Here is a 26,604-nt window from a genome sequence, read left to right on the forward strand (position 1 = left end):
ACCGCGAGGATTGTGACTAGCCGCCTCACCATTGTGTCCACCCATCGATCGAACCGATCGTTTCGAGCGGCTGCGCGTCGCCCGCGGACGACTTCAATCTCCAGCCACCGTCACGCCATACCACGTTGAGTCTCATGGCCACCCAACTTCGCCCGCCGTGCAGGAACTCACGGGTCTTGCGGGCGACACGAACAACAGCGAAATCGTCACCATAGCTTTCGATTCGAAATGCGTCGGACGCGTACAGCAGCGGTTTGACGCTCTCCGGCAAGACGTCGGGCACTTTGCCCTCGGCGATCTTGCGCTCCCGGTCGGCGAGTTCCTCGGGCGTGAGGATCACCAACCGCTGCCACAGCGTGTGGTCGGTGGGCCGCGCCACGGTCCGCCAGTAGATCTGCTCGGCGGCCAGGGCGGCGCCCTGCGGGGTCTTGGCGAACCCCGTCGGCACACCGTTGTCGACGCGCGCGGGTCCATCGGTCGTCGAGAACGGAACCACGGGGCCGCCGTACACCTGTTGCCAACCGCCCGGCTGGTTCGTCCCGCCCGGCGCGCCGGTCTGCCACTCCGGATCGGTCGGCGTCCGTGGCGCGCCCGACTGCGAGAGCGCCTGCCCGGCGGGGTCTTTCGGGATATCGAAACGATGGCCGAACGAGTCCGCACCCGTTCCAGCGAAGGACGACCCCGGACCGGGTGCGCCGGAAAGGTCGGCCGATGCCGTCGTCTGCGACACCTGGCCGGCTGCCGCGTCGTCGTCCCGGACCGCGAACACGGTGACGACCGCGGCCACCGCCACGGCCAGTACCGCTCCCGCGCCCAGCACGGCAGGCGGCATGCGATCGGAAGACCTCCTACGACTCACCATCGCGTCCACCCCTGCAGCGACTCGACGTACTCGGTCTGGGCGTTGTTGGTGGTCGTGGGCTTCAGGCGCCAATCGCCCGCGTCCCACACCATGGCCAGACGCGTCGCCGCCCACAGTTGTTTGCCGTCGATCACCGGGCCCCTGGTGGCCAACCGGACGATGGCGAGATCGTCGGCGTAGTCATCCACTTTGAACGCGTCCGAGGCGACGAAGTAGCGGGTCACCTTTTCCGGCTGCTGTTTCGGCAGCCGGGAGTCGGCCAGCGCCTTGTCGTAGGCGGCGATCTGCTGGGCGGAGACCCGGACCTGGCGCACGTACAGGTCACGGTCGGCGGGCCGGGCGTTGAGCCGGTAGGTGATCTGCGCCGCGGCCAGCACCGCGCCCTGCGGGGTGTGCGAGTACCCGACGGCCAAGTCGTCCTCGATCCGGGTCGGCCCGTCGGAGGTGGAGAACGGGACGGACGCGCCGTACACCCGCTGCCAGCCGTGTGGTTCGGCGGTACCCTCCGGCGCGGCGGTCAGCCAGTCCGCGTCGCTGGGCTTGCGCTGCCGGGAGGGGTCCTGCGCGAGCGGTTGCCCGGCAGCGTTGTTCGGGATGTCGACCCGTCTGCCGAGGATGTCCAGCTCGGGGCTCGCGAAGCCGGTGCCGCCGGAGCCTTCGGCGACGGCGGGCGCGCCTGCGACCGGCTCGTCGTCACGGCTGACGAAAACGAAGATGCCGACCACCACGATGAGCGCCAGCACGGCGGCGGAGGCGACGATCCCGAAGGAGACACGGTCGCGCGCGTACGACTCCCTGTCGCTCACGTCGGTGCCTCCACTTTCACGATGTCGGTAGGTAATGCGTCGATCGAATCGATCGGTCGCACGGTCGAATCCGGATCCGGCAGCCGTAATCTCCAGTCGTCGCCGAACCACTCCACGGCCGTGTGGTGCACCGCCTTCGATCTGTCGGAGTACTCCGTGTAGACGTCCACGGTGGACCGCGACTCCGAGTAGCCGGTGATCTTGTAGCCGAGCAAACGGGGCGCGAACTCCGGGCCCGCCGGGCCGGTGATCGACAGCTGCACCCGGTTGATCGCCCATTCGTCCTTGGCCGGGCCCGGAACCAGCTCCGCGGCAGCGACTTTCGCCCATTGAGTATCGGCCGCCACGGCCAGCCGCACGGAGTGGGTCAGCGCGGCGATGGCCGCGCCGCGCGGCGAGTGCTCGAAACCGGTCGCCGCGCCGTCGGCCGTCGACCGCGGTCCCTGGCCGGTGTGCGGCAGCGGCACCCCTTGGAACGGCTGCCACCGCACATCGGTGGGAGCGGCCGAGAGGTCCGGCCCCACCGAGTCCGTGCCACCGCCGCAGCCGACCGCCGCGAACAGCAGCGCGGCGCCGACGACTCCGGCCGCGGGGCGACGGATGTCACGCCGCCACGCCGCGGTGTCCGCCGGCCGCAGTACTGTCGAATTCATTCCCGCGTCGTCCCCGTCCCGCTCCGGCGGCTCACGCGGGCAGGAACGCCAGGGCGATCCCCGACGCCGTGCTCGCCACCACAGCACCCAGCAGGCTCATCAGAACGCCGTGCGAGGCATCGTTCATGGCCAGGTCACTGCGAAAGACCAGCCACAGCTTCCCCGCGGAGACGATCATCCAGGCCAGGCACACCAGAAGGACGAACCACAGCAGCCAGTTCAGCAGCTGCATCAGCGGTGCGAGAACGTCGGCGGGCATCTGCTTGTAGGCCAGCGACCCGGCCGCGAGCATCTGTACGGTACCCATCGCCGACATCAGGTCCCGATGACCGCGTTCATGATGGTGCCCGCGCTGGTGGCGACCACGCCGCCGATCATCGCGCCCGCCACCATCTTCGGCGACTCCAGACCACCACCGGTCCACTTCTCCCAGGCGAACTTGCCGCCCGCGTAGACGATGCCACAGATCCCGGACAACAGGACGAACCACGTGAGATACCGCACCAGCTGCAGGATCTTCTCCGAACCGGGCGGCGCCTCGGGCGTCGGATTACCGACTTGCGCGAGTACGGTGCCGTACGTGTCCTGCACGGCGAGGAGGAGCGTGCTCATCGGGTGCCTTTCTCGAATAGTGGGTGGTGGTCGCCGATGCGATGCGGACGTTCACTCATCGGACGGCTTGCGAAGATCCGGAGACCCGCGGTCGTAGCCGGCCTCCTCCAGTGCCGTCCGAGCTGCCGCCACGATGTCGGCGCCGAGCTCCCGGACATCGAGCGGGACTTCCTCCAGCAGATCTAGCTTGCGTTTCCTCGATGGCACCAGGTCACCGGGCGACCACACCGGCAGCTGCTCCGGTTCGACCAGTGTCCACTCCTCGTACCACGGCACCTGCCACACCTGTCCGGCCAGGGAGCCGACCACGTCTCGGTAGCGCCGGATCTCGGGAGCCATCCGTCCTGGCCTGGCGGCGACGGTGATCAGGCCGAGCACGTCGGAAGGACCGGCGAAACCCGAAAGATGTTGGCGCAGAAGATCGTGCGCGCGAGACAGACCGGCGATGGTCTCCCTGGCGACCAGGACGACGAACGGGCTTTCGCGGTCGAAGACGCCGGGCCAGCGGCGGCCCGAATCCGCCGCGGGCGCAAGCACATGCGCGAGGGTACTGGCTCCCGCTCCGCCGTGCACACCCAGCAGCCAGACCAGCGGCGCACGGCCGACACCCGGTACGGGACGGTCCCAGACGGCGGCACGGCGGGACTCCGGCGGGGCGATCACACCGGCGGGCGCGGGATCGGGCTGACGCGGAAAAATCATGGCGGCGGTCATGATGCCACCCCGGCGAGCAGGCGCCCATACGCCCGGCGCGTCTCGTCCGCCAACGAGGAGTGCCGCACGAGTTCACCACGGGCCAGATGCGGATCGTAGGGAATCTCCCTGATATCGCGAACCCAGCCGGACAGGTGCTGGCGCAAATGATCCGCTACCCGGGAGTCGTCGCCGGGATACTGGTGCGAGATGACGATGGTGGTGTCGCCGACGATGCCGCCGCCGTGTCCTTCCTCGGCGTCACCGAACTGGTCGTCGAGCCATTCCAGGGCGACCCGCAGCCGGTTGGCCGCATCGTTGCGCGCCGGAATGGCAAGTACCAGAGCGACTTCCGCGTCGTCGAGCAAGGGAAGCAGTTGCCGGGCGGCAATCGGATGCCCCCCGTCGTAGACGCCGGTGTATCCGGCGTCGCGCACCGCGCGGGCGACCGTGAGATAGGTCGCACGCCTGCGCAGCGGCGCGGCATCGCGCCACAGCAGGCCGACGCCCGAGGTCGCCCGCGACAGGCACTCCTTCAACGGCGCGGGCTCGTCGTCACCGCGTCCGTACAACCAGGACTGCAAACTGATCGGGTGCAGATGCTCGTCCGCGCCACGCAGCGCGAGATCACTGCCCGCCGAAGTGGCGTCCACCGCGACTGTCGGCGTTCCACCCGTGCCCATCTCACCCGCCAAACCCAATGCCGTCGTCGTGGTACCCGCACCACCGCATCCACCGACCACCAGGATCGGCCGCTGCGCCGGACGATCCGCATCGGAACCGTCACCCTTGCCGCGCCGCAACCGCACTACCGGAGCCTTCGAACGCACCGGCCGGCTCGACGCCGCGCCCTCCCCGGGCGCATCGTCGAGCCAGCGGCTCCAGTCCTCTCCCATCGCCTCTGCTCTCCTTTATCCGGCCGTGATACCCGTGATCAGGGTGCGGCCGTCGATCACCGCGGTGGTGACCGTCTGCCTGTTGTACGTGGCGGGCGCGCCGCCGGGCCGGTACTCGGTGACTTCCACCGAATACCGGTTGTCCGCGACCGTCACGATCCGCACGCAGTGCGTCGTGCCGATCGGGACGGAGTCGATGCCCCGCTGGATGACCCAGGCGGGCTGGACGTCGGCGTCCGGAGCGACGGCCGCGCGGGCGCGGTCCCCCGAACGTTCGACGTAGTACGCGTACTGGAACGACAGCACCGCGTCGGGCCCGGAGCCCGTGCCGCCCGGCTCCGCGCTGCGCACGATCGCGTCACTGCGCTCGGTCGGGCAGGCGCCCGCGCTCACCGCGCGCGGGTCGCCGCCCGCGTGCACACCGCCGACGGTGAGCTGCACCGACGCGGACCCATGTGAGTCCTTGGGCAGCGCGGCGCGACCGGCGGCGGAGCGCAGCAGCAGCAGCACGCACACCGCGGCGACGGCGATGATCAGCACCGCCGCTATCCCGATGAGCAGCAGCCGGGCTCGGCGCACCGCCGGATGGTCGCGGGCGGCTTGGCGCAGCGCACGCGACGCCGCAGGGCGCGGCCGCTCGACCGGCTCGGGTGTGTCGTCGTCGGCCCACGGCAACTTGACCGGATCGGTTTGCCGCGGCGCGACGTAGTCGTCATCGGGGCCGGGCGCCCGGCCGGTCACCACCCAATCCGACCACCCGCCGGTGAATTCGCTGCGCTGCGCGGGCAGATCCGACGGGACCTCCTCGGGCTTGCGCTGCCACGGCTCGGTGTCGTCGCGGATGTAGTCCGGATAGCGCGAAGGCGCGTCGTCGTCTGCCGGGGCAATGGTGTCCGCCTCATCCGGCTTGCCCGCCTCTGGCGTTCCGACCGCCGGCTCGAGAGCGCCGTACCAGCGGGAAAGCTGTTTGTACGACTTCAACATTCCCCCATTCCCGCAGAGCAGGGCACGCAGTATCGCATCGTCGGACCCTCTCGGCGATCAGTTCGTGGAGAACGGGTAGGTGTTGGGTGTGCCGGTTCGGTCGGTGGGCGGAATCGACGTCACGCCGCTGGATGAGGCGCCGTCGGCTCCTGTCCCGAACGGAAATTGTCCCGTACCGGACGAACTCGGCGTGGGAGACGCGCCGGAGCCGTCCCCGAAGAATCCGGTCGGCTGCTTCTCCAGCACGGCCCTCGGCTCGGCCTTGCTGCCGAAGGCGTCGGCGATGTCGCGAGCGATCGCCGCGAACCAGTCGGCCACGAACTGGGTGGGAGCGTCACCGTTCGCCGAGACGGTCGCGCTGGTGTAAGCGGTGTGACGCTGCACGGTGTCCCAGTAGCGCACCCACGTGGTCGTGTTCAGCAGCTCGCTGTTGTCGGTGATGTTCTGCACCACCGCGTCGAACGCCTGGGTGACCAGACGGACGCCGGTGGTCGGCGGGATCAGCTGCGGAATAGCGCCGAGCAGCTTGACGCCGAGCGACAGCAGGGCGGCGGGCGGATTCGCCAGGCCCGCGGTGGCGAGCTCGGCGATGTTCGCCGGGGCGATCACCGTCCGGACCACCGCGATCACCGAGTTCAAACCGATCATGCCGACTTTCAGCAGCGCCTGCAGCGCGGCGGGCAGATTCAGCGGAGTTCGTGGATCCGAGGCGTCGGCGAGGCGCTGCGAGATCGACTTCTGCGGCGAGATCGACAGGGTGGCCAGCGAATTGCCCTGGATGTCGCCGTTGACCACTTCGGTCGCGGTCTTGATGGAGGTGAACGCCAGCGCCTGCGCGATCGATACCAGTGAGGCGATCGGGTCGCCGCCGCTGAGCTTGGACTGGCCCGCCACGTTGGCGACCGCCTTCAGGATGGGCGCGCCGTCCGGGGCGTCGCAGGCGAGATCCCCCGCCGCGCAGAAACTCGCCACCCGGCCGGTGAGCGCCCCGAAATTCGCGGCCTTGTCTCGTTCCGGGCCGATGCCGCCGCCGGTGGCGGGCGCCTGCGGCAGTGCGGCGATGGACACCAGCCGGTCCCCCGAGGTTCCCGGCGCGGGGTCCGGCGTCGCCTTGCCGGTCGCGCCGGGAAAAAGCGGCGCACCGGGATTGCGGGTCGGGTCGCCGAACAACGCGACCGCGGCGACCTTTTCGGCGGGCAGCGCACCGTGCCCTTGGCCGACCTCCTGGGCGAACATCGAGGCGACGTGCGCGCCCTGCGAATAACCGACGACCGCGAACCGGCTGTTCGGGCAAGCCTCGGCAACGGTCCCGGCCATGCTCCGCAGACGGGCCAGGCCGCCGGCCACGGATTCCGAATACGGCGCCGCGCCACCGGCTGTCGCACCGCCGAAGCCGGATTCGTATGGCACGTAAGCCCGATCGACGAGTCCGGTGTCCGGAGCTTTCGCCATCATCGGGCGGAACACGGTGGAAAGCATTCCGGTGTCGGTGGTGGGCGCGGCATCCGGCGACGATTCACCCGTTCCTTGAATGCCCAAGGCGTACAACGCGGGACAGGTCGTGAGACGGATCTTCGTCGACGGGCCAACAGGATTCGACGGCTCAGCCGCGGCGACACCGGCGGTCGCCACAGCCACGGCGAGTGCTACCAGCATCCCCGAGAGTCTTGCCGAGTATCCAGTCATAGCGATCCGCAATCAAGTCGTCAGCCGCAGCTACCTCAACGCCATGAAACGCAATAGACCGTAACAGATTACGGCTATTACTGCCGCATCGACGGAAAACTTCCACGACACACCGAGTTGAACGCGACACGCAGTGGCGCGTTCCGGGGAAGGGTCCGACAAGTTTCCGGCATCGCGCCCCGAATGGCAACCCCTGGAGCCGAGTTGGCGGCAAGCGGAAGCCCTTGCGATAGGAGCTAATTGACAGTTACTTGAAGGGTTCGCGCGCGTCAGGCCGCGGAGGTGACGCGGTAGACGTCGTAGACGCCCTCCACGTTGCGCACCACGTTCAGCAAGTGCCCCAAGTGTTTCGGATCGCCCATCTCGAAGGTGAACTTGCTGATCGCCACCCGGTCGCCGTGCGTGGCCACCGAGGCGGACAGGATGTTGACCTTCTCATCGGCCAGCACCTTGGTCACGTCGGACAGCAGCCGCGTGCGGTCGAGCGCCTCGATCTGGATGGCGACCAGGAACACCGAGGACGGCGACGGGGCCCAGGACACCTCGATGATCCGTTCGGCCTGCTCACGCAGGGAGCCGGCATTGGTGCAGTCGGTACGGTGCACGCTCACCGCGCCACCGCGGGTCACGAAGCCCATGATCTCGTCGCCGGGCACCGGAGTGCAGCACTTCGCCAGCTTGGCGACCGTGCCGGGAGCGCCGGGGATCAGCACGCCCGCGTCGCCGGTGACCCGCTGCCTGCTCGGTGTCGTCGACGGGGTGGAGCGTTCGGCCAGCTCGTTCTCCACGTCGCCGATGCCGCCGAGCTGCGCCATCAGCCGCTGCACCACGTGGTGCGCGGAGACCTGGTGCTCGCCGACGGCGGTATAGAGCGTGGAGATGTCGGTGTAGTGCAGTTCGTGGGCGACGGCGGTCATCGCGTCGACGCTCATCAACCGCTGCAGCGGCAGCCCGACGCGACGGACTTCCTTGGAGATCTGCTCCTTGCCGCTCTCCAGCGCCTCCTCGCGACGCTCCTTGGCGAACCATTGGCGAATCTTGGCCTTGGCGCGCGGCGACACCACGAAGTTCTGCCAGTCGCGGCTGGGTCCCGCGTTCTGCGCCTTCGAGGTGAACACCTCGACGACCTCGCCGTTCTCCAGCTGACGCTCCAGCGCGACCAGGCGCCCGTTCACCCTGGCGCCGATGCAACGGTGCCCCACCTCGGTGTGCACGGCGTAGGCGAAGTCCACCGGAGTCGACTTCTGCGGCAGCGTGATCACGTCACCCTTCGGCGTGAACACGAAGATCTCCGGCGATTTCAGGTCGAAGCGCAGCGACTCCAGGAACTCGGCGGGGTCGGCGGCCTCGCGCTGCCAGTCCAACAGCTGGCGCATCCACGCCATGTCGTCGACCTCGGCGGTGTCGTTGGAGTGTTTACCCCTGGTCTCCTTGTAGCGCCAGTGCGCGGCGATGCCGAACTCCGCGGTGCGGTGCATGTCCTGGGTGCGGATCTGCACCTCCAGCGGCTTGCCGTCCGGCCCGACCACGGTGGTGTGCAGCGACTGGTAGACGCCGTAGCGCGGCTGGGCGATGTAGTCCTTGAACCGTCCCGCCATGGGTTGCCACAGCGAGTGCACCACGCCGACGGCCGCGTAGCAGTCGCGCACCTCGTCGCACAGGATGCGGATGCCGACCAGGTCGTGGATGTCGTCGAAGTCCTTACCCTTGACGATCATCTTCTGGTAGATCGACCAGTAGTGCTTCGGGCGGCCCTCGACGATCGCGTTGATCCGGGACGCGGCCAGCGTGTTGACGATCTCGGCTCGCACCTTCGCCAGGTAGGTGTCGCGCGAGGGCGCGCGGTCGGCGACCAGCCGGACGATCTCGTCGTATTTCTTCGGGTGCAGGATCGCGAAGGCGAGGTCCTCCAGCTCCCACTTCACCGTGGCCATGCCGAGGCGATGGGCGAGCGGTGCGATGACTTCCAGCGTTTCCTTGGCCTTCTTGGCCTGCTTCTCCGGCGGCAGGAAACGCATGGTGCGCATGTTGTGCAGCCGGTCGGCCACCTTGATCACCAGCACACGCGGGTCGCGGGCCATCGCGATGATCATCTTGCGGATCGTCTCGGCCTCGGCGGCCGCGCCCAGGTTGACCTTGTCCAGCTTGGTGACGCCGTCGACGAGGTGCGCGACCTCGGAGCCGAAGTCCTGGGTGAGCTGTTCGAGGCTGTAGCCGGTGTCTTCGACCGTGTCGTGCAGCAGCGCGGCCACCAGCGTGGTGGTGTCCATGCCGAGTTCGGCGAGAATGTTCGCCACGGCGAGCGGATGGGTGATGTAGGGGTCACCCGATTTGCGGAACTGATGCTTGTGCCGCTCGTCGGCCACATCGAACGCGCGTTGCAGCAGCGTCAGGTTCGCCTTCGGGTACAGCTCGCGGTGCACGGTGGCCAGCGGCTCCAGCACCGGCTTGACCGCCGCGATACCGCGCTGCCCGGTCATGCGGCGGGCCAGACGGGCTCGCACCCGGCGCGAAGCCGAGGTCGGAACGGCGGAAGAGGTGCCGGGCTGACGCGGCGGGGTCGCGTTCGCCGACTCCGGCGATTTCGGGGTCTGCGCGGCGTCGGTGGCGCCCGCACCGTTCGACCGCGGGCCCGACGTCGATTGCTCGACCTTCGCCTCGCCCAGATGCTGAGTCATGCCACCACCTCTCCGCGCCTCGATCGGACCACCCTATCCGACCGGTGCAACCTCCCGGACCACCAACTTTAGTCCGGGCGGAGCACCCACGTCCGCTCTGCTGAGGAAGGATGCGCGCCGGAGTGCCGGGACGACGAACCGGCGCGGTCGCGCAGGGGTCCCGGCCACCCTCTTCCACCGTCGTATTTCGGACACATACGGAGCGCGGCGCTCGGTAGCCTCCCTGCGCACGCGACGCTCTCCGCAGCGAGATTCATTCACTTGACCAGCGCTTTTACCCGATGAGGCGTGATACCCGAACCGGTGGGGCGAGAACTACGAGCCGAGGCGAGACAGGCGCGGTCAGCGAATGGCGGCGGGCTGGGATCCGGCGAACGGCGTCCGGTCGGAGCCGGGCTCGGAACGAAGCGAGCGACCGTCGAGATCGGCGGCGGGAGCGACGTCGAGCAGGTCGAGCACGGTCGGGGTGATGTCGACCAGGGTGGCTCGGGTACTGGTGGCGCCGGGCCGGAAGTCCGGGCCGCGAGCGATGACGAAGTTGGTCGTCTCGTCCGGCGACTGGCCGCCGTGCCCGCCTTCGGGGGTGTGGCCGTGGTCGGCGGTGACCAGGACGGTCCACCGCTCGGCGGGGTGGGCGGCGGCGCGGGCGTCCACCGCGGCGACGATGCGTCCGACCAGGACATCGATGCGCCGCACCGCGTCGAGGTAGGCGCGCGAGGCGCCACCCGCGCCGTGACCGGCGTGGTCCACCTGGTCCAGGTGGGTGAACAGCAGGTCGGGCGCGAACCTGCCGATCGCGGACGCCACGGCGTCGGCGGTTGCGGCGTCGGTGCGCGACTCGTCCGGATCGTCCGGCACGGGCGCGGTGGAGACCACGACGTCGGCGCGCGGGCTGCCGCTGCCGGTCATCGTGGCGATCTGGTCCCAGGTGGCGATGGACTGGGTCTTCGACGCGGGCCGAGCGCGTTCGAGTTGGGTGAACACCGTGGGGTACCGCGCGAACGGCGCGGCGGTGAACTGGTTGTCCGTGATGCCGTGCTTGCGATCCCACACGCCGGTCAGCACGGTGGCCCAGGACGGACCGGAGATGGTGATGTGCGGGGCGATGGACGAACGGCTGAGCAAGCCCTCGCCGCTCAGCCGCAGCAGATTAGGCGCCTGCGCCTGCTCGACCTTGCCGTACATCAAGCCGTCCAACCCGATCACGACCACTTTGGCCGCGGGCGCCTCGCCCTGCGCGACTCCGGCCGCGGCGGGCAGTGAGAGGAACCCAGCCGCCGCGGTGGCAACGACTTTCGACAGCAGTTGCGCCCCGCTCATATCGCGACCATGCGGGAGCGACCGGCGCGCGCGATAGTCCGACGCGGCAGTGTTCATGGACGTTTCATCGGACGCCACACTGCCCGTAGTCTCACTGAACAGCCCTTGAACAAGGAATAGCCAACAGCTATATACCGATCTCACGGTGGGTCGCTGTCGGGTGAACGCGGAGTTTCCTGCTTCGCCCCGGTCGGCCGTCGCGGACGTGCTTCGCGCCGTCGCTTGACACGCCCTTCGCCGGTATGGCTGGCTGGCCGTTGTGACCCCAGCGCGCACCGCCGAGCGCATTCGCGTCGCGGCCGTCGGCGACCTGCATATGCACGCGGCCGTGGCCGGGCGTTTTCGTCCGGACTTCCTGCGCCTGTCCGAAGCCGCCGATGTCCTTTTGCTCGCAGGCGATCTCACCGATGGCGGCACCCGCTCGCAAGCCGATCTGCTGTGCGCGGAACTCGAAAGTCTTCCCGTGCCGGTGGTCGCCGTACTCGGCAATCACGACCATGACGACGAATCGGGCGACCTGATCGCGGCACGGCTCACCACGGTGGGCGTCCACGTACTCGACGGCACTTCGATCTGTCTCGAGATCAACGGCATTCGGCTCGGCGTCGCCGGAGTCATGGGCGGCAGCGGTGGCTTCCCCGGCCATCCCGGCACACCGGACGAGGGGTCCGCCGAACACCGCGCTCGCATGCGGCGCGGACCGGTCGACGCCCTTCGCCTACGCCGGGCACTCGGCCGGATCGACTGCGAAACTCGCATCGCGCTCACGCATTTCGCGCCCGTCGTCGACACCCTGGCCGGGGAACCGCCGAAGATCTACCCCGGCCTGGGTTGCCATGATCTGGCCGAGGCGGTCGACGCGGGCGGGGCGGTGCTCGCCGTCCACGGGCATGCCCATGGCGGTAGCGAATTCGGCCGCACCCAGGGCGGCGTGCCGGTACGCAACGTCTCCTACCCGGTACTGCGGCGCACCTACGCCGTCTACGAGGTCGGGCCGGGCTCGCGACGTCCGGCGGACCGCGAGCAAGTACCGTCCCCGCCATGATCGTCGCCCGTTCACTGCTGCTGTTCGCCCTCGCCGCGCTCGCCGAAATCGGCGGTGCCTGGCTGGTGTGGCAGGGCTGGCGAGAACAGCGCGGCGTCGTCTGGATCGCCGCGGGCGTGCTCGCGCTCGGCGTCTACGGATTTGTCGCCACCTTCCAGCCGGACCCGAACTTCGGCCGCATCCTGGCCGCCTACGGCGGTGTCTTCGTCGCGGGCTCGCTGGCCTGGGGCATGCTGGTGGACAAGTTCCGCCCCGATCGCTGGGACTACCTCGGTGCGGCGATCTGCCTGGTCGGCGTCACGGTCATCATGTACGCGCCGCGCCGCTGACCGGAGTGTCGCGACGCCCTCGATCGTTGTCTCGCGAATCCGGTGCACGCCCTCGAGGAACGACCGCGCGAGCGTCCCGCGGGCGGGTGCTCCGATTCACTCGGGTGCGCCGAACGCCCCACACCGCCGCAGGCCGGCCGGTCGCTTTGACCCGACGCCGTTCGGCGGTGCGCGCCAGTCCCGGGATGGCCGCCGGCGTCCGGTTCAGGTTCGCCGCACCGGGACGGGCTCCGGACAGCGCCGTGGCGGCCTCCACCGCCGGACTTCGGTCAGTCCGCGGCGTCTGCGGCTTCGAGCACTCCCCCGATCAGCATCGTTCCCGGCGCTTGCCTGCCACCGGGTCCGGAAAGCCACCGGACATTGTCCGCGGTGAGCGACCCACCGCACTCCCGGCACACCACCACGCCCGAGGTTGACCGCCCGCACTCGCGATGGACCACTACGGCGGGCGGGCCTTCCGTGCCCGCGAGCCATTTGTCACCCCAGGTGAGCAGCATCGCGAGGACCGGATACAGGTCACGGCCACGTTCGGTGAGCAGATACTCGTAGCGGGCCGGATTCGATTGGTACGCCCGCTTTTCCACGATGCCGTGCTCACGCAGCACCTCCAGACGAGCGGCGAGCACATTGGAAGCGATGCCGAGGTCGCGACGCAGATCCTCGAAGCGGGTCAGGCCGACGAACAGATCGCGCAGGATCAACGGCGTCCAGCGCTCGCCGATCGCGTCGACCGTGCGCGCGATCGAGCAAACGATGTCGGAGAAAGCGGCCTTGGGCATTTGCCCAGTCTAGTCCATTGCTTTTTGCAAGTGACTTGCCCTAGGTTCGGAATCAGCGACGAGCGAAGGGGTTGACCAGCATGTCCGACGCCATCACCGAGTTCCGATCCGCGACCGAAAGCGGCGACATGGATGCGCTGGCACGGGTACTCGCGCCCGATGCCGAATTGATCTCACCGCTGTCCGGCCGACTGGTCTTCCGCGGCCGGGACGACCTGCGCGTGCTGCTCTCCGCCGCGTACGGCAGTCTCACCGGCTTGCGGTGGACCGAGGAGATCGGCGACGGCGCGCGGCGCGTCCTGCTGGCCGAAGCCGGGATCGGACCGTTCCGGCTGACCGAAGCGCTGGTGCTGCGGCTCGACGACCAAGGCCGCATCCGCACGTTGCAGCCACACCTACGTCCGTGGCTGACGCTCACCTACCTCGCGGTGCGCCTGGCGCTCGGCCTGTCCAAGCATCCCGGCCTCATGCGGCGTGCGGCCAAGGCCACATAGACTCCCACTCGTGGACCCGCTCGCCCGAATCCGCGCGATCTGCCTGGATCTGCCGGAAAGCACCGAACGGCCCAGCCACGGCTCCCCCACCTTCTTCGTGGCGGCGAAGAAGGCGTTCGTGTACTACCTCGAGGACCGGCACCGGGAGCCGGGTACGACGATCTGGTGCCCGGCTCCCCTAGGCGTGCAGGCCGAACTGGTCGCCGCCGAGCCCACCCGGTTCTTCGTGCCGCCCTACGTCGGGCACCGCGGCTGGATCGGCGTCCGGCTGGACGTGGAACCCGACTGGGACGAAGTCGCCGAGATCGTCCGGGACGGTTACCGACTCGTCGCCCCGAAGCGGCTCTCGGCGCTGCTGACCTGACGGCGGGTCAGGTCACCAGCGTCTCCGTCAATCCCGCCGCGGTGAGTTCCAGACGCCGGGTCACCCCGATCTCGTCGAGGAAGCGCGGATCGTGGCTGACCACGATCAGCGCGCCCTCGAAGCCGGCCAGCGCCTGGGTGAGGTGCTCCAGGCTGGGCAGGTCGAGGTTGTTGGTCGGCTCGTCCAGTAGCAGCAGGCGCGGCGCGGGGTCGGCCAGCAGCAGCATCGCCAGCGCCGCGCGCAACCGTTCACCGCCGGACAGCGCCGCCGCCGCGACGTCGGCGTCCGCGCCGCGGAACAGGAAGCGGGCCAGCTGCGCCCGGATCCGCTCCGCGGAGGCGTGCGGCGCGGTGGAGGCGACATTCTCGAATACCGTCTTCCGCTCGTCGAAGACGTCCAAGCGCTGCGGCAGCATCCGCCACGGCACCTTCGGGCCCTCCTCGACGATGCGCCGCAGCAGCGTCGTCTTGCCGACGCCGTTGCGGCCGGTCAACGCGATCCGCTCCGGACCGGACACCCGCAACGCCACCGTCGGCCCGCACGCCAGCTCGACTCCGTCCAGCTCGATGACGTCCTGACCGGGATACAGCCGCGTGTCGGGCAACTCCACCCGGATCTCCCGATCGTCGCGCAACAACTCCTTGGCCTGCTCGAGCTGTTCCTTGGCGGAGTCCAACTTTTCGATGTGGTTGTTGCGCAACTTGCCCGCGGACACCTGTGCCTGCCGTTTGCGTTCGCCCATCACGATTTTCGGCTCCCGCTTCTGGTCCCACATCTTCTGCCCGTACCGCTGCCTGCGGTCCAGTTTGATGCGCGCCTCGACGAGTTCGCGTGCCTGCTTGCGGACATCGCTGCGCGCGTCCCGGATCGCGGCGCGGGCGGCCTCCTGCTCGGCGGCGACGATCCGCTCGTATTCGCTGAAATTGCCGCCGAACAACCGGAGTTCGCCGTGGCGCAGCTCCGCGATGGTCGCCATCCGATCCAGGAGCGCACGGTCGTGGCTGACCGTGAGCACCGTGCCGGAGAATTGGCCGATCACCTCGTAGAGCCGCGCGCGAGCCACCCGATCCAGGTTGTTCGTCGGTTCGTCCAGCAACAGCACGTCGGGCTCGGCGAGCAGCTCGGCGACCAGTCCGAGCAGCACCGTCTCGCCGCCGGACAGGGTGTCGAGCGTGCGATCGAGATGCTCCACCGAGTCGGCGACATAGTGCAGGCCGAGCCGTGCCAGCAGCGCCAACGCCCGTTCCTCGACATCCCACTGGTTGCCGACCGAGTCGAAGTCGGCCTCGCTGCCGACTCCAGATTCGATGCGGTGCAAGGCTTTTCGCACCTCCGCGATGCCCAGCACCGCGTCGACGCGCTGCCCCAAGCCCAGACCGAGGTCCTGGCGCAGATACCCGAGATGCCCGGCGACCGTGACGGACCCGCGAACGGGCTTCAACTCCCCCGCGATCAACCGCAGCAAAGTGGATTTACCCGCACCGTTCCCGCCGACCAGGCCGATGTGACCGGGGCCGAGCACGGCGTCGAGGCCCTCGAAAACGGGGGTGCCGTCCGGCCAGCCGAAAGTGAGATCGGAAAAAGACAGATTGGTCATGCCAGCTCCCAGAGGTTGCGACGAGACACGGCGCGCGAATGCGGGCCGCACGGTGGCTACCTCAAATGAGCAACGGCAGAACTCCGATCAACGGAAATAAGACCTCTACAGGTTAATCACAACTTCGGCAGATGCGCCAGTGCGATTCGGATCACGCTTCGTCAGGACGACGCGCCGATGGCGGCGGCGACGGCCGCGGGCAACGGATAGGGGCGCTCCTCGGGAAGGGCCCGAGTCGCCGCCTCCAGCTTCCCGTCCGCTAGCAACTGCCGCAGCTGCCGCGCTTCCCCGGTGACATCGCGGATCCCGGTGATCCAGCGGTCGAGGAAATGCACCACGGCGATACCGCCCAAGCCCACTTGCAGGGAGCGGTACGCCAGCGGACGATGCGCGAGGTCACGTTCCGGATCCCACTGGACGCGTACCGGACTCGCCCGCAACCGCTCGGCCCACACCTCACGATCCGGGTGGAGCTTCCGGTCGTAATGGCTGAGGCAGGCATGCGCCAGCGCCCATTCGAACCCGGCACGGGTGATCGTCACCGCCAAGACCCGCTCCTGGCCGGGCTTGCTCGCCCACCCGCAGCGATACATCATCCACAGGAACGAGGGCTTGATCCAGGTCATCCGCTCCCGGCGAAACGGCTCGACGAAAGTCCCAGCGGCAACGGCGGGTTCGGCGATCTCCGGGGAGTAGGCCTGATAGACGACGATCGTCCGCTCGTCGTAGACCGCCCGGATCCGGCGCGGCGGCTCCTCAGGTCGCATGCCGCGATCCTGACAGTCGCCGCGGTGGCGAGCAACAGAATTAGGCTGCGAGCGGCTCCCCGCGGGCGGCCCCGCGCACGGCCGGTGTCGGCTCAGAGCTGAACGATCGAGGTCAGCGGGTAGTCGCCCTGCCGGGCGCGCCCGCCAAGGAAGCCGAGTTCCAGCACCACCGCGGCGGCGGCCACTTCGGCGCCCGCCTGCTTGAAGAGCTCGGCCGCGGCGGCGAGCGTGCCGCCGGTGGCGAGGACGTCGTCCAGCAACAGAACGCGACGGCCGGTCAGGTCGAGGCCGTCCGCGGGAATCTCCAGCGCGGCGGTGCCGTATTCGAGGCTGTACTCCCGGCTGATCACCGGCGGCGGCAGTTTGCCCGCTTTGCGGACGGCGAGCACGCCGGTGCCGAGGGACGCGGCGACACCCGCACCGAGCAGGAAGCCACGGGCGTCGACGCCGGCAACCAGATCGGCGTCGGGTGCGCACGCGGCCAGGCAATCGACCACGGCGCGGAAGCCCTCGGCATCGGCGAACACCGGGGTGAGATCCGCGAAACGTACACCGGGCGTGGGGAAGTCGTCGTGCCAACGGGTCAAACGGTCGACCACCTCAGCGGCTCTGGTGGTCCGTTCGGCGGCTACATTCTCGGACTCGATCGCCGCGTGCTTGCTCATCGACACCTCTCCATGATCACATCACCCACACCGTCTATCACCGCTCGAGCACCCACCGGTCCATGTTCCAGCCGGTTCCGGCCTGGTTGGGGGCGGCGATCCCGTTGCGCAACCCCTTACCGAAGGCGATCGTGCGCGGGGTGGCGAACAACGGAATGCTCGGCAGCTCCGCCCACAGCAGGTTCTCGGCCTCGGTGAGCAGATTCAGCTGTGCGGCCGAACTGTCGTCGGCCCCGAGCTGATCGGTGATCGCATCGTAACGGCCGTTGCCGTACCGTCCGAAATTGAGACCGTTACCGGTGCGCAACGCGCTGGTCGCGGCTACTCCCCCGATCGAGCCCGCCGGACCGGGGGCCGACGCGGTGCTGCCGAGGACGGCGTCGACCTTGCCCTCGGTGAGCCGGGCGGGAGTGAAATCGGGGGCTCCGGCGTCCACCACGGTGATGCCCGCCGGTTTGCAGGCCTCGGCGATCATGGTGACCGTCTGCGCGCGCCGATCGTCCGGACCCGCGTAGCCGATCCGGACGGTGGGATTCGGGGCGCCGGAGGCGGCGACGGCCCTGGTCGCGTTCGCCACATCACCGCCGGAATAGTTGTTCGACGCGCCGATGACCGCCGGGTAGAGCAGGGAATCCTGTTGCACCACGTGCGCGTTCAGCGGTCCGGAGCCGAGCCCGGTCTTGGGTGCGTCCGGCACCTTCCCGAGCTTGTCGAACAGCGTCTGGCGCGGCAGGCACAGCGCGAACGCCCGGCGCGCCTCGACCGAGGCGAACACCCCGCCGGTGGACAGCGTCAACTGCTCGGCGCCGCGGCCGGGCAGGGTCTGCACCGAGAATCCGTTCAGATTCAGGTCCTTCACCGAGTGCGCACCGACGTCGAGCACGCCGACGGCGTTGTCGCCGACCTTCTTCTTCAAGTCGAAGGTCTTCGGCCACACCACGATCCGACCGGTCGCCGGTTTGTTTCCCCACCAGCGCTCGTTGGCCACCAGCACCAAACCGTCTTCGCTGCCGAAGGATTCGATGCGGTAGGGCCCCGACGAGGGGAACCGCGACAGGTCGAGCCGTCCGTCGGCCGGAATGGTCCATCCGGTGTTCCAGAACTCCGCGATCCTGCCGAGGGCGTTCGGATCGCCGGTCTGCAACGCCGACACCACGTTGGGCACGTTCGCCACTCGGGCCGCGACGTGCGCGGGCATCAGCTCACCGGCCGCGAACAGGTTTCGCCACGGCAGGTACCGCCTGCCGGGCCGGAACACCACCGTGGCATCCCGCGAGCCGGGCTGGCAGTCGACCCGCTCGATGGCGTCGTAGCCGCTGGTGCTCGCGGCGTCGAACAGCGGAACGGGGCCCCGATCACCGGGTTTGGTGTACCGCCCGCTGCGGGCGGCCCAAGCAAGGACCAAGTCGTCGCAGGAGGTCGGCACACCGTCGGAGTACACGCCGTCGGGATTGAGGCGGTACTGGATGGTCTGCGACTCGCCCGGCACCTCCTTGGCGGTCCCGAAGTCGGTGTCGGCGACCTGCTGGCCGTCCGGACCGGTGTAGAAGAAGCCGGTCAGTACCCGGGAGAACACCGCGGAGGACCCGGAACTCGCCCCGAGCGAGCTGGCGCCGTTATAGGTGGCGATGGTGGCATCGGTCGCGTAGCCGATGGAGGGCACCTGATTCTTGCTGGAGCAGCCGACCATCAGCCCGGCGGCCAGCGTCCCCGCAGCGAGCGCTCCGATCAGTCGTACCGCACTGCGTGGCTGTCGCATGAAACCCCTTGCCTGGTGTCAGTTCCGCCTCTTGTGCCGTTTGCCGCTCGGGCGCGCGCCGGGTCGCGGCGCCTGCCCGGCCGCGCGCTGCTTGCGCGGCGCCTCTTCGTAGTCCCGCCCGGCTGCCACGCTCGCCCGGCGCTCCGCCGCGACGCCCGCACGGGCGCTCGCCGCGCCGGCCCGCTTGGCCAGAACCTTCTTCGTGTGCGCCGCCACGGGCCCCCAGCGTTCCTTGATCGAGACCAGCAGCGGAGTAGCGAAGAAGATCGAGGAGTACGTGCCGACCAGCAGACCCACCAGCTGTACCAGCGCCAAATCCTTCAGGGTGCCGACGCCCAGCATCCACACCGCGATCACCATCAGCCCGACGATCGGCAGAATGCCGATCAAGGCGGTGTTGATCGAGCGCATGAGCGTCTGGTTCACCGCGAGGTTGGCCTGTTCGCCGTAGGTGCGCCGAGTCAGGTGCAGGATACCGTGGGTGTTCTCCTCCACCTTGTCGAACACGACGACGGAGTCGTAGAGCGAGAAGCCGAGAATGGTCAGGATGCCGATCACGGTCGCCGGGGTGACCTCGAACCCGACCAGTGAGTACACGCCCGCGGTGACCGTGACGTCGAAGGCCAGCGCCGCCAGCGCCGCGATGGCCATGTGCGCCTCGTAGCGGATCGCGATATAGCCCGCGACGAGCACGAGGAACACCGCGAGCGCGATGATCGCCTTGCGTGTGATCTGGCTGCCCCAGGTCTCGCTGACGTCGGAGGTGCTGATCGCGGCCCGGCTCGGGTTGCCGGACTTGTCCTTCGGCTGGAACTCGGCGAACAGCGCGCTGTTGAGCGCCTCGACCTGCTTCTGGTTCAGCGCCTCGGACCGGATCAGCATGGTGGCCGATCCGCCCGCGCCGACGGTCTGCACCGAGACCGGGTCAGTGCCGATCGCGCCGCGGTAGACATCCTCCACCGCGCTGGTGGTCGCGTTCCCCGCCGGGAACTGGATGCGCGAACCGCCCTCGAAGTCGATGCCGAAGTTGAAGCCGCGGAAGATGATGCTGCCCAGCGAGACGAGCACGATCGCGGCGGTGATGATGTACCACATCCGGCGTTTGCCGATCACGTCGATCGCGCCGGTGCCGGTGTAGAGGCGGTTGAAGAAGCCGTGCTTGGGGGTCTGCGCGTCGCCGACCGCCGCGAACACGTCGGTGATCTCGGTGGCGCTCGTCTTGTCGAGCGACGGGGTGGTGTGGCTGTTGGTCATCGTCCTCACGCCTTCCCGAGTGCGGCCTCGGCCGCCTTCCGCTCGCGGGCGACCTGCTGGATCGCGCCGAGGCCGTTCACCGACGGCTTGGACCAGAACGCCGTCCGGGAAGCGAGCAGCACCAGCGGCGAGGTGACCAGGAACACCACGACCACGTCGAGGATCGTGGTGAGACCGAGGGTGAACGCGAAGCCCTTGACCTGTCCGACGGCCAGGATGTAGAGCACCGCCGCGGCGATGAAGCTGACCGCGTTGCCGGACAGGATGGTCCGGCGGGCACGCTGCCAGCCGCGCGGAGCGGCGGAACGGAAGCTGCGGCCCTCGCGCATCTCGTCCTTGATGCGCTCGAAGAACACCACGAACGAGTCGGCGGTCATACCGATACCGATGATCAGACCGGCGATGCCCGCGAGGTCGAGCGTGAACCCGATCCAGCGCCCGAGCAGCACCATGATGCCGTACACCGCGAATCCCGATGCCACCAGCGACAGACCGGTGACGAATCCGAGCATCCGGTAGTACAGGAGGCAGTACAGCAGCACGACCAGCAGGCCGACCGCGCCGGCGAGCAGGCCCGCTTTCAGCGAGGACAGGCCGAGCGTGGCGGACACCGTCTCGGCTTCCGAGGTCTGGAACGACAGCGGCAGCGAGCCGTACTTCAGCGTGTTCGCCAGTTCCTTCGCCGACGTCGCGGTGAAGTTGCCGGAGATCTGGGTGCGGCCACCCTGCTGCGGGCCCTGCTGCACGACTGGTGCGCTGACCACCTTCGAGTCGAGCACGAACGCGACCCGCTTGTAGACGTACTCACCGGTGAGCGACGCCCACGCGTCACTGCCGCCGGACTTGAAGTCCAGGTAGACCTCGTGCCTGGCCTGCTGCTGGTTCAGGCCCGAGGTGGCGTCCTTGATCTCCTGGCCGTCGATGCGGCTCTTGTCCAGCAGGAAGACCTCGGTGCCGTCGGTCGAGCAGGTCACCAGCGGAAGGGCCGGGTCGTCGTTGCCCGCGAGCGGATCGGCCTTTCCACAGTCCATGGTGGCCAGCGCGGCCTGCTGCACCGACTGGTCGGTGCTCTGGCGCAGGGCCTTGGCCGCCTGGATCTCCTTGGTCGACTCTTCGGTGGGCTCCAGACCGGGATTCGTGGGTGGCTGCGTCGGCTGCTGAGCGGGGAACACGCGCTGCTGCGGGGCGGGCGCGGGCTCGGTGGTCTCCGGCGCGGCGGGCTGCGTGGTCTCCGGCTGCGCGGCGGGCGCGGGCTGGGTGCCCGGCGCGGTCTGCGGGGTCGCGCCGCGTCCCGCCGCGGGCACGGCCTGCAGCACGGGACGGATGTAGAGCTTGGCCGTGGTCGCCAGCGCGCGCGCCTGCTGCCCGTCGTCGCCGGGCACGGTGATCACGATGTTGTCGCCGTCGATGACGACCTCGGATCCGCCGACACCGAGGCCGTTGACCCGGTTCTCGATGATGTCCTGCGCCTTCTTCAGGCTGTCCTGGCTCGGCTTGCTGCCGTCCGGCGTGCGCGCGGACAGGGTCACGCGGGTGCCGCCCTGCAGGTCGATACCGAGCTTGGGTGTCGGGGACTTGTCACCGGTGAAGAACACCAGCGCATAGATCACGGCCAGCAGCGCGGCGTAGACACCGAGCAGCCGCAGCGGGTGCGCCGATCCCTGGGAAGGTGGCACAGTACGTCATCTCCTAGGCGGGAAGTCGAGGATGGAACATGCGGACGTGCACCAGCGCCGCCGGGTGCGCGGACGGACGGCCGCGGCGACATCCGGCGAGCCGGGGCACAACCGGAACGATCAGTCCTTGGTCAGGCGGGTCTCGGTCTGCTCGGCGGATTCCTCGACGGCCTCGGTGGTGTCCGAGCCGGTGGTCTCCGAGCCGGTCTCCTCGGTGCTCACCTGGTCCTCGGTGCGCACCTCACGGATGGCCTGGCGCAGCCACGTGGTGACCACGTCCTCGGCGATCTCGAGGTCGACCGTGGTGTCGTCGAGTTCGACCACGGTGCCGTACAGACCCGACGTGGTGACGACCTGATCGCCGATCTTCAGGCTGTCCTGCATCTGGGTGACCTTCTCGGCTTCCCGCTTCTGACGGCGGACACCGAGGAACATCGGCACGAGCAGGGCTACCAGTAGCAGCGGAAACAGCAGTTCCATCGTCGAAGTCAGTCCCTAGTGTCGTGGGTGGGATGGGCAAGTACCCACACAGTCTGCCAGTTCGCTGCGCGGGTGCCACACCCGCACGCCCGCTGGGCAGCTACAACGGCCCAGATCGCACACCGGCTCGCCCGCCGGGACACGCTCCGGCGGGCGAGCCGAGGTAACGGTGTCAGGCGGTCTTGCCGTAGACGTAGTCCTCCAGCGGGAAGGCGACCGCTTCGCGATGGGCGTTCAGTGTGCTGGTGGGCCGCAGCAGGGCGGCCTCACCGTGCTGGTTGAAGTAGTAGCTGCGCGCGGTGGCGCAGTCGCCGCCGTAGAAGACCGAGGAGCCCAGCTTGTCGGTCACCCGGTCCAGGAACGCGGCGTTGGCCTGCTCGCTGACCTCGAAGGTGGTCTCGCCCCGGCGGCGCAACTCGCCGAACAATCTGCCCATGTGCTTCATCTGGGCTTCGATGGTGGTGAAGTAGGACAGGCCGCTGTAGGAGTACGGGCTGTTGAGGCTGAGGAAGTTGGGGAACTTCGGCACCGTGATGCCCTCGTAGGCTTGGAAACGGTTGTCCCGCCAGAACTTTCCGAGGTTCACCCCGTCCCGGCCGATGATCTCGATGGCCGGGAAGTTCACGTCCCACAGATTGAAGCCGGTGGCCAGGATCAGGGTGTCGATCTCGGTCTTGTGCCCGTCGGCGGTCACGATGCCGTCCGGCTCGATGTGGTCGATCGAATTCGTCTCCAGGCGCACGTGCGGCTGGTTGAACGTGGTGAAGTAGTGGTTGGAGAAGGTCGGCCGCTTGCACCCGAAATCGTAGTGCGGTGTCAGCTGCCTGCGCGTCGCTTTGTCGCGCACGGACGCCCGCAGGTGCGCCCTGGCCAGCGCTCCCGCCCCCTTGTTCAGCAGCTTGGCCTGCTTGAAGTGCAGCACCCCGACCACCATCAGCGCCTCCAGCAGGCTCGTGTTGACCAGGCGCGCGGCCTTCTGCGTGGCGGGAACCCGTTCGAACAGCTTGCGCACCGGCGCGGGAATCGCGGTGTCGACCTTCGGCACCACCCAGATCGGGGTGCGCTGGAACACCGTGAGCGCCCGCGCCTTCTTGGCCACCTCGGGCACCAGCTGCACGGCGGTGGCGCCGGTGCCGATGATCGCGGCCGTGCGGCCGGTGAGGTCGAAGTCGTCCTCCCACGCGGTGGTGTGGATGATCTTGCCCGCGAACGAGTCGATGCCGGGGAACGGCGGGGTATAGGGCTGGGACAGGAATCCCGTCGCCGTCAGCAGGTATCGGCCGGTGACGGTTTCCCCGCCCGCGATCGAGACCACCCAGTGTTGCCGCTCTTCGTCCCAGCGCGCGCCGTCGACGACGGTGCCGAAGCGCATGCGGCGGCGCAGGCCGTACTTGTCGGCGACGTGCGCGGCATACTTCTTCAGCTCCTCGCCCGGCGCGAACAGCCGCGACCAGTGCGGATTCGGTTCGAACGAGTAGGAGTAGGTGACCGAGGCGATGTCGACCGCGAGACCCGGATAGTGGTTGACGTGCCAGGTGCCGCCCAGGTCGTCCTCGCGTTCGAGGATGACGTAATTGCTCAGGCCGAGCCGATCGAGCTGAATACCGGCCCCCATACCGCCGAACCCCGCACCGACCACGACCGCGTCGTATTGAGGCGCCACACCGAACCTCCTGCTAGCTGAACCACATATCACGGAATGACACATCATTCCGTTTGTGATGACTGTATCATCGGGAAGGTGACGAAGCCATCCACGCGTGCCGAGCGACGGAAAGCCGAACTGCGCCAAGAGATCATCGACACCGCCTTCGTCTGTTTCGCGGAGAAGGGCTATCACGCCACCGGCATCGCCGACATCGCGGGACAGCTCGGCATCGGTCACGGCACCTTCTACCGCTACTTCAGTAACAAGCGCGAGATCATCGACCACGTCATCGATGACCTCGCCGCGCGCATCATCGCCGCCCTCGGCACCGAGAACGCCCCGGACGCCGCCGCCACCCTCGACGAATACCGCGCCCAGATCGACCGGATCGGGGTGGCCCTCACCGAAATCCTGCTGACCGATCGCCGGGTCGCCCAGCTGTTGCTGTTCCACGCCACCGGCATCGATGACGAACTCACCCAGCGGCTGTACGGATTGCTCGACACCGCCGACGCGCTGACCGCGGGCTATCTCGACCACGGTGTCGAGCAGGGCTACCTGCGCGCCGACCTGGACACGTCGAACACCGCGCGCGCGGTGACCGGCATGCTGATCGGGGGCATCGTCTACTCACTGCGCGAACCCGACGAGGCCGCGATCGCGGGGCTGAACCAGGCGATCCGCCGCCTGCTTGTGGACGGCGTGCGCAAGGACTGAGCACCTCGGCAATCCCCCTGACACCGCCACCGGCGCTAGGGTGAGGCGCACTGATCCGACGCTTTCGCCAGGGGGACGGCCCTTGTTCGCAAAAGGCCAGGGAATCGCGAAGTTTCCCTTCCGATCGGCCGGACGCGCCGAGCCTGACAGAATGTCGCCCGTGACTCCGGAGGACGTGCGCCGCACCCGTTTCGCGACCCCGACGCTCGGGCATCGCGGCTATCACGCGGACGAGGTGGATGCATTCCTCGAACTCGTCGCCGCGACGCTGGCCGGGCACGGCGTTCTCGCCGCCGACGATCTGCGGCATGTCGGTTTCGGCGCGCCCCGGCTCGGCCAGCGCGGCTACCGCGCCGACCAGGTCGACGAGTACCTCGACCAACTGCGCGCGGAACTGGAGTTCCGGCAGCGCGGCGTCCGTCCGGTGCCCGCCGCGAACGGGAACGGCCACGCCATGCTCACCTTCGACGATGTGCAGCGCATGCGATTCAGCCAGGCCCCGGTGGGCAGGCGCGGATACAACGAGGAAGAGGTCGGCGCGTTCCTCGATCTGGTCGCCGCGACCCTCGCGCACGGCGGACCGGGCAGCCTCACCCTCACCGACGTCGAGGCCGTCCGCTTCACCGAGGCCCGCCTCGGCACTCGCGGCTACCAGCGCGACGAGGTCGACGCTTTCCGCGACTTGGTCGCCGCCGCCCTGCGCCATCGCCGCTGACCCGCCACCGCGGCGGCGATCACCCGAGCGCGCGGCTCATTCGAACAGGTCGAGCGTGGGGTGCGGCTCGCGACCGCGCACTTCGATGGAACCGAACACCAGGTCGGGCGGCGGAACGAGACCGAGGTGCTCCCACGCGGCGGCGGTGGCGACCCGGCCGCGGGGTGTGCGCGCGACCATGCCCGCGCGAACCAGGAACGGTTCGCAGACCTCTTCCACGGTCGCGGCCTCCTCCCCGACCGCCACAGCCAAGGTGGACACCCCCACCGGGCCACCGCCGAAACTGCGCACGAGCGCGCCGAGCACCGCGCGGTCGAGCCGGTCGAGACCGAGCACGTCCACGTCGTAGACCTCCAGCGCGGCCTGGGCGATGGGGCGGGTGATCCGGCCGTCGGCACGCACCTCCGCGTAGTCGCGCACACGGCGCAGCAAGCGATTGGCGATACGGGGCGTGCCGCGTGAGCGGCCCGCGATCTCAGCCGCCGCCTCCTCCTCGATGACGACACCGAGGATGTGTGCCGACCGTTGCAAGATGCGCAGCAATTCGCCGGGTTCGTAGAAGTCCATGTGCCCGGTGAAACCGAAACGGTCGCGCAGCGGACCGGTCAGCGCTCCGGATCTGGTGGTGGCCCCGACCAGGGTGAACGGTGCGATATCCAGGGGAATGGAGGTCGCCCCCGGCCCCTTGCCGACGACGACGTCCACCCGGAAGTCCTCCATCGCCAGGTAGAGCATCTCCTCGGCGGGGCGCGCCATCCGGTGGATCTCGTCGATGAACAGTACGTCGCCCTCGACCAGGTTGCTGAGCATGGCGGCGAGGTCTCCGGCCCGCTCCAGCGCGGGACCCGACGTGATCCGCAGCGCGGTGCCGAGCTCGGCCGCGATGATCATCGCCATGCTGGTCTTGCCCAGACCCGGCGGCCCGGACAGCAGGACGTGATCCGGTGTGCCGCCGCGCTGTTTCGCGCCGCGCAACACCAGCGCGAGCTGTTCGCGGACACGGGGTTGCCCGATGAAGTCGTCCAGCGACTTCGGGCGCAGACTCGCCTCGATCTCGCCGTCGGACTTCAGATAGTTTGCGCTGACCTGCGATTCGGTGGGTTCCTCAGGATGATCCATGACGCC

Annotated in this window: 27 protein-coding genes; 6 read left to right on the plus strand and 21 right to left on the minus strand. The window is 68.8% G+C overall.

Annotation, left to right across the window (positions count from 1 at the left end; all coding sequences use genetic code 11):
* Positions 1-25: 25 nt before the first annotated feature.
* From ACIHAX_RS05115 to ACIHAX_RS05165, 11 genes are all read right to left on the minus strand, one after another.
* On the minus strand, positions 26-832 hold the full coding sequence (locus tag ACIHAX_RS05115; protein ID WP_355070517.1) for a hypothetical protein: 807 nt from the start codon (positions 830-832) through the stop codon (positions 26-28).
* Positions 833-855: 23 nt separating this feature from the next.
* Positions 856-1,668 carry a hypothetical protein gene (locus ACIHAX_RS05120; RefSeq protein ID WP_355070515.1) on the minus strand — a complete coding sequence of 271 codons (813 nt, stop codon included), beginning with the start codon at positions 1,666-1,668 and terminating at the stop codon, positions 856-858.
* Entirely contained in the window at positions 1,665-2,321 is a 657-nt protein-coding gene (locus ACIHAX_RS05125) for a hypothetical protein (RefSeq protein WP_397275894.1), read from the minus strand. The genes ACIHAX_RS05120 and ACIHAX_RS05125 overlap by 4 nt, the downstream gene beginning before the upstream one ends.
* A 31-nt stretch (positions 2,322-2,352) precedes the next feature.
* Entirely contained in the window at positions 2,353-2,628 is a 276-nt protein-coding gene (locus ACIHAX_RS05130) for a hypothetical protein (protein WP_379251041.1), read from the minus strand.
* A gap of 8 nt (positions 2,629-2,636) precedes the next feature.
* Positions 2,637-2,933, minus strand: coding sequence for a hypothetical protein (locus tag ACIHAX_RS05135; protein ID WP_039799032.1), 297 nt, complete (start codon positions 2,931-2,933; stop codon positions 2,637-2,639).
* A 51-nt stretch (positions 2,934-2,984) separates the two neighbouring features.
* Positions 2,985-3,647, minus strand: coding sequence for a DUF6668 family protein (locus ACIHAX_RS05140; protein ID WP_364425887.1), 663 nt, complete (start codon positions 3,645-3,647; stop codon positions 2,985-2,987).
* A complete protein-coding gene (locus tag ACIHAX_RS05145; RefSeq protein WP_355070507.1) occupies positions 3,644-4,522 on the minus strand; it encodes a hypothetical protein in 879 nt (292 codons plus the stop codon). Before ACIHAX_RS05145 ends, ACIHAX_RS05140 begins: the two co-directional genes overlap by 4 nt.
* Positions 4,523-4,537: 15 nt before the next feature.
* Complete coding sequence (locus ACIHAX_RS05150) at positions 4,538-5,506, minus strand: hypothetical protein (RefSeq protein ID WP_364425890.1); 969 nt, start codon at positions 5,504-5,506, stop codon at positions 4,538-4,540.
* A gap of 57 nt (positions 5,507-5,563) precedes the next feature.
* Entirely contained in the window at positions 5,564-7,162 is a 1,599-nt protein-coding gene (locus ACIHAX_RS05155; RefSeq protein WP_397275897.1) for a cutinase family protein, read from the minus strand.
* Positions 7,163-7,461: 299 nt separating this feature from the next.
* Positions 7,462-9,870 carry a RelA/SpoT family protein gene (locus ACIHAX_RS05160; RefSeq protein WP_364425894.1) on the minus strand — a complete coding sequence of 803 codons (2,409 nt, stop codon included), beginning with the start codon at positions 9,868-9,870 and terminating at the stop codon, positions 7,462-7,464.
* A gap of 342 nt (positions 9,871-10,212) precedes the next feature.
* Positions 10,213-11,190, minus strand: coding sequence for an alkaline phosphatase family protein (locus tag ACIHAX_RS05165; RefSeq protein ID WP_397275899.1), 978 nt, complete (start codon positions 11,188-11,190; stop codon positions 10,213-10,215).
* Positions 11,191-11,449: 259 nt separating this feature from the next.
* Between ACIHAX_RS05165 and ACIHAX_RS05170 the strand changes: the two genes are divergently transcribed.
* On the plus strand, positions 11,450-12,235 hold the full coding sequence (locus ACIHAX_RS05170) for a metallophosphoesterase (protein WP_397275901.1): 786 nt from the start codon (positions 11,450-11,452) through the stop codon (positions 12,233-12,235).
* A complete protein-coding gene (locus ACIHAX_RS05175; protein ID WP_355070497.1) occupies positions 12,232-12,564 on the plus strand; it encodes a YnfA family protein in 333 nt (110 codons plus the stop codon). The genes ACIHAX_RS05170 and ACIHAX_RS05175 overlap by 4 nt, the downstream gene beginning before the upstream one ends.
* 269 nt (positions 12,565-12,833) lie before the next feature.
* Here ACIHAX_RS05175 and ACIHAX_RS05180 read toward each other — a convergent pair whose 3' ends face one another.
* Complete coding sequence (locus ACIHAX_RS05180; protein ID WP_397275904.1) at positions 12,834-13,343, minus strand: winged helix-turn-helix transcriptional regulator; 510 nt, start codon at positions 13,341-13,343, stop codon at positions 12,834-12,836.
* A gap of 80 nt (positions 13,344-13,423) precedes the next feature.
* Here ACIHAX_RS05180 and ACIHAX_RS05185 point away from each other — a divergent pair, with 80 nt between their 5' ends.
* The gene (locus tag ACIHAX_RS05185; protein ID WP_356961648.1) at positions 13,424-13,837 is read left to right on the plus strand and encodes a nuclear transport factor 2 family protein; all 414 of its coding nucleotides are present in this window, start codon (positions 13,424-13,426) and stop codon (positions 13,835-13,837) included.
* A 10-nt stretch (positions 13,838-13,847) separates the two neighbouring features.
* Positions 13,848-14,201, plus strand: coding sequence for an MmcQ/YjbR family DNA-binding protein (locus ACIHAX_RS05190; protein WP_397275906.1), 354 nt, complete (start codon positions 13,848-13,850; stop codon positions 14,199-14,201).
* Positions 14,202-14,208: 7 nt separating this feature from the next.
* Here the strand turns inward: ACIHAX_RS05190 and ACIHAX_RS05195 are convergent, their stop codons facing one another.
* The 8 genes from ACIHAX_RS05195 to ACIHAX_RS05230 all read right to left on the minus strand — a co-directional run bounded on the left by ACIHAX_RS05195 (position 14,209) and on the right by ACIHAX_RS05230 (position 24,062).
* Positions 14,209-15,798, minus strand: a complete 1,590-nt coding sequence (locus ACIHAX_RS05195; RefSeq protein WP_397275908.1) for an ABC-F family ATP-binding cassette domain-containing protein — start codon at positions 15,796-15,798, stop codon at positions 14,209-14,211.
* Positions 15,799-15,959: 161 nt separating this feature from the next.
* A complete protein-coding gene (locus tag ACIHAX_RS05200; protein WP_364425908.1) occupies positions 15,960-16,565 on the minus strand; it encodes a DUF4291 domain-containing protein in 606 nt (201 codons plus the stop codon).
* A gap of 92 nt (positions 16,566-16,657) precedes the next feature.
* Positions 16,658-17,230, minus strand: coding sequence for an adenine phosphoribosyltransferase (locus tag ACIHAX_RS05205; RefSeq protein WP_355070486.1), 573 nt, complete (start codon positions 17,228-17,230; stop codon positions 16,658-16,660).
* A gap of 37 nt (positions 17,231-17,267) precedes the next feature.
* A complete protein-coding gene (locus ACIHAX_RS05210) occupies positions 17,268-18,989 on the minus strand; it encodes an ABC transporter substrate-binding protein (RefSeq protein ID WP_364425911.1) in 1,722 nt (573 codons plus the stop codon).
* Positions 18,990-19,007: 18 nt separating this feature from the next.
* Positions 19,008-20,243 carry a protein translocase subunit SecF gene (gene secF, locus ACIHAX_RS05215; RefSeq protein ID WP_355070482.1) on the minus strand — a complete coding sequence of 412 codons (1,236 nt, stop codon included), beginning with the start codon at positions 20,241-20,243 and terminating at the stop codon, positions 19,008-19,010.
* A 5-nt stretch (positions 20,244-20,248) separates the two neighbouring features.
* Positions 20,249-21,919, minus strand: a complete 1,671-nt coding sequence (secD, locus tag ACIHAX_RS05220) for a protein translocase subunit SecD (RefSeq protein WP_364425914.1) — start codon at positions 21,917-21,919, stop codon at positions 20,249-20,251.
* 120 nt (positions 21,920-22,039) lie between these two features.
* On the minus strand, positions 22,040-22,399 hold the full coding sequence (gene yajC / locus ACIHAX_RS05225) for a preprotein translocase subunit YajC (protein WP_397275911.1): 360 nt from the start codon (positions 22,397-22,399) through the stop codon (positions 22,040-22,042).
* 172 nt (positions 22,400-22,571) lie between these two features.
* On the minus strand, positions 22,572-24,062 hold the full coding sequence (locus ACIHAX_RS05230) for an NAD(P)/FAD-dependent oxidoreductase (RefSeq protein ID WP_364425916.1): 1,491 nt from the start codon (positions 24,060-24,062) through the stop codon (positions 22,572-22,574).
* A gap of 36 nt (positions 24,063-24,098) precedes the next feature.
* Between ACIHAX_RS05230 and ACIHAX_RS05235 the strand changes: the two genes are divergently transcribed.
* Together ACIHAX_RS05235 and ACIHAX_RS05240 are read left to right on the plus strand one after the other, a co-directional pair.
* Entirely contained in the window at positions 24,099-24,764 is a 666-nt protein-coding gene (locus ACIHAX_RS05235) for a TetR/AcrR family transcriptional regulator (RefSeq protein ID WP_355070474.1), read from the plus strand.
* Between the two features lie 151 nt (positions 24,765-24,915).
* Complete coding sequence (locus ACIHAX_RS05240) at positions 24,916-25,479, plus strand: DivIVA domain-containing protein (RefSeq protein ID WP_355070472.1); 564 nt, start codon at positions 24,916-24,918, stop codon at positions 25,477-25,479.
* Between the two features lie 36 nt (positions 25,480-25,515).
* Here the strand turns inward: ACIHAX_RS05240 and ruvB are convergent, their stop codons facing one another.
* Positions 25,516-26,598, minus strand: a complete 1,083-nt coding sequence (ruvB, locus tag ACIHAX_RS05245; RefSeq protein ID WP_364425919.1) for a Holliday junction branch migration DNA helicase RuvB — start codon at positions 26,596-26,598, stop codon at positions 25,516-25,518.
* Positions 26,599-26,604: the final 6 nt, after the last annotated feature.

Source organism: Nocardia sp. NPDC051929 (genome assembly GCF_044548645.1).
GTDB lineage: Bacteria > Actinomycetota > Actinomycetes > Mycobacteriales > Mycobacteriaceae > Nocardia > Nocardia sichangensis.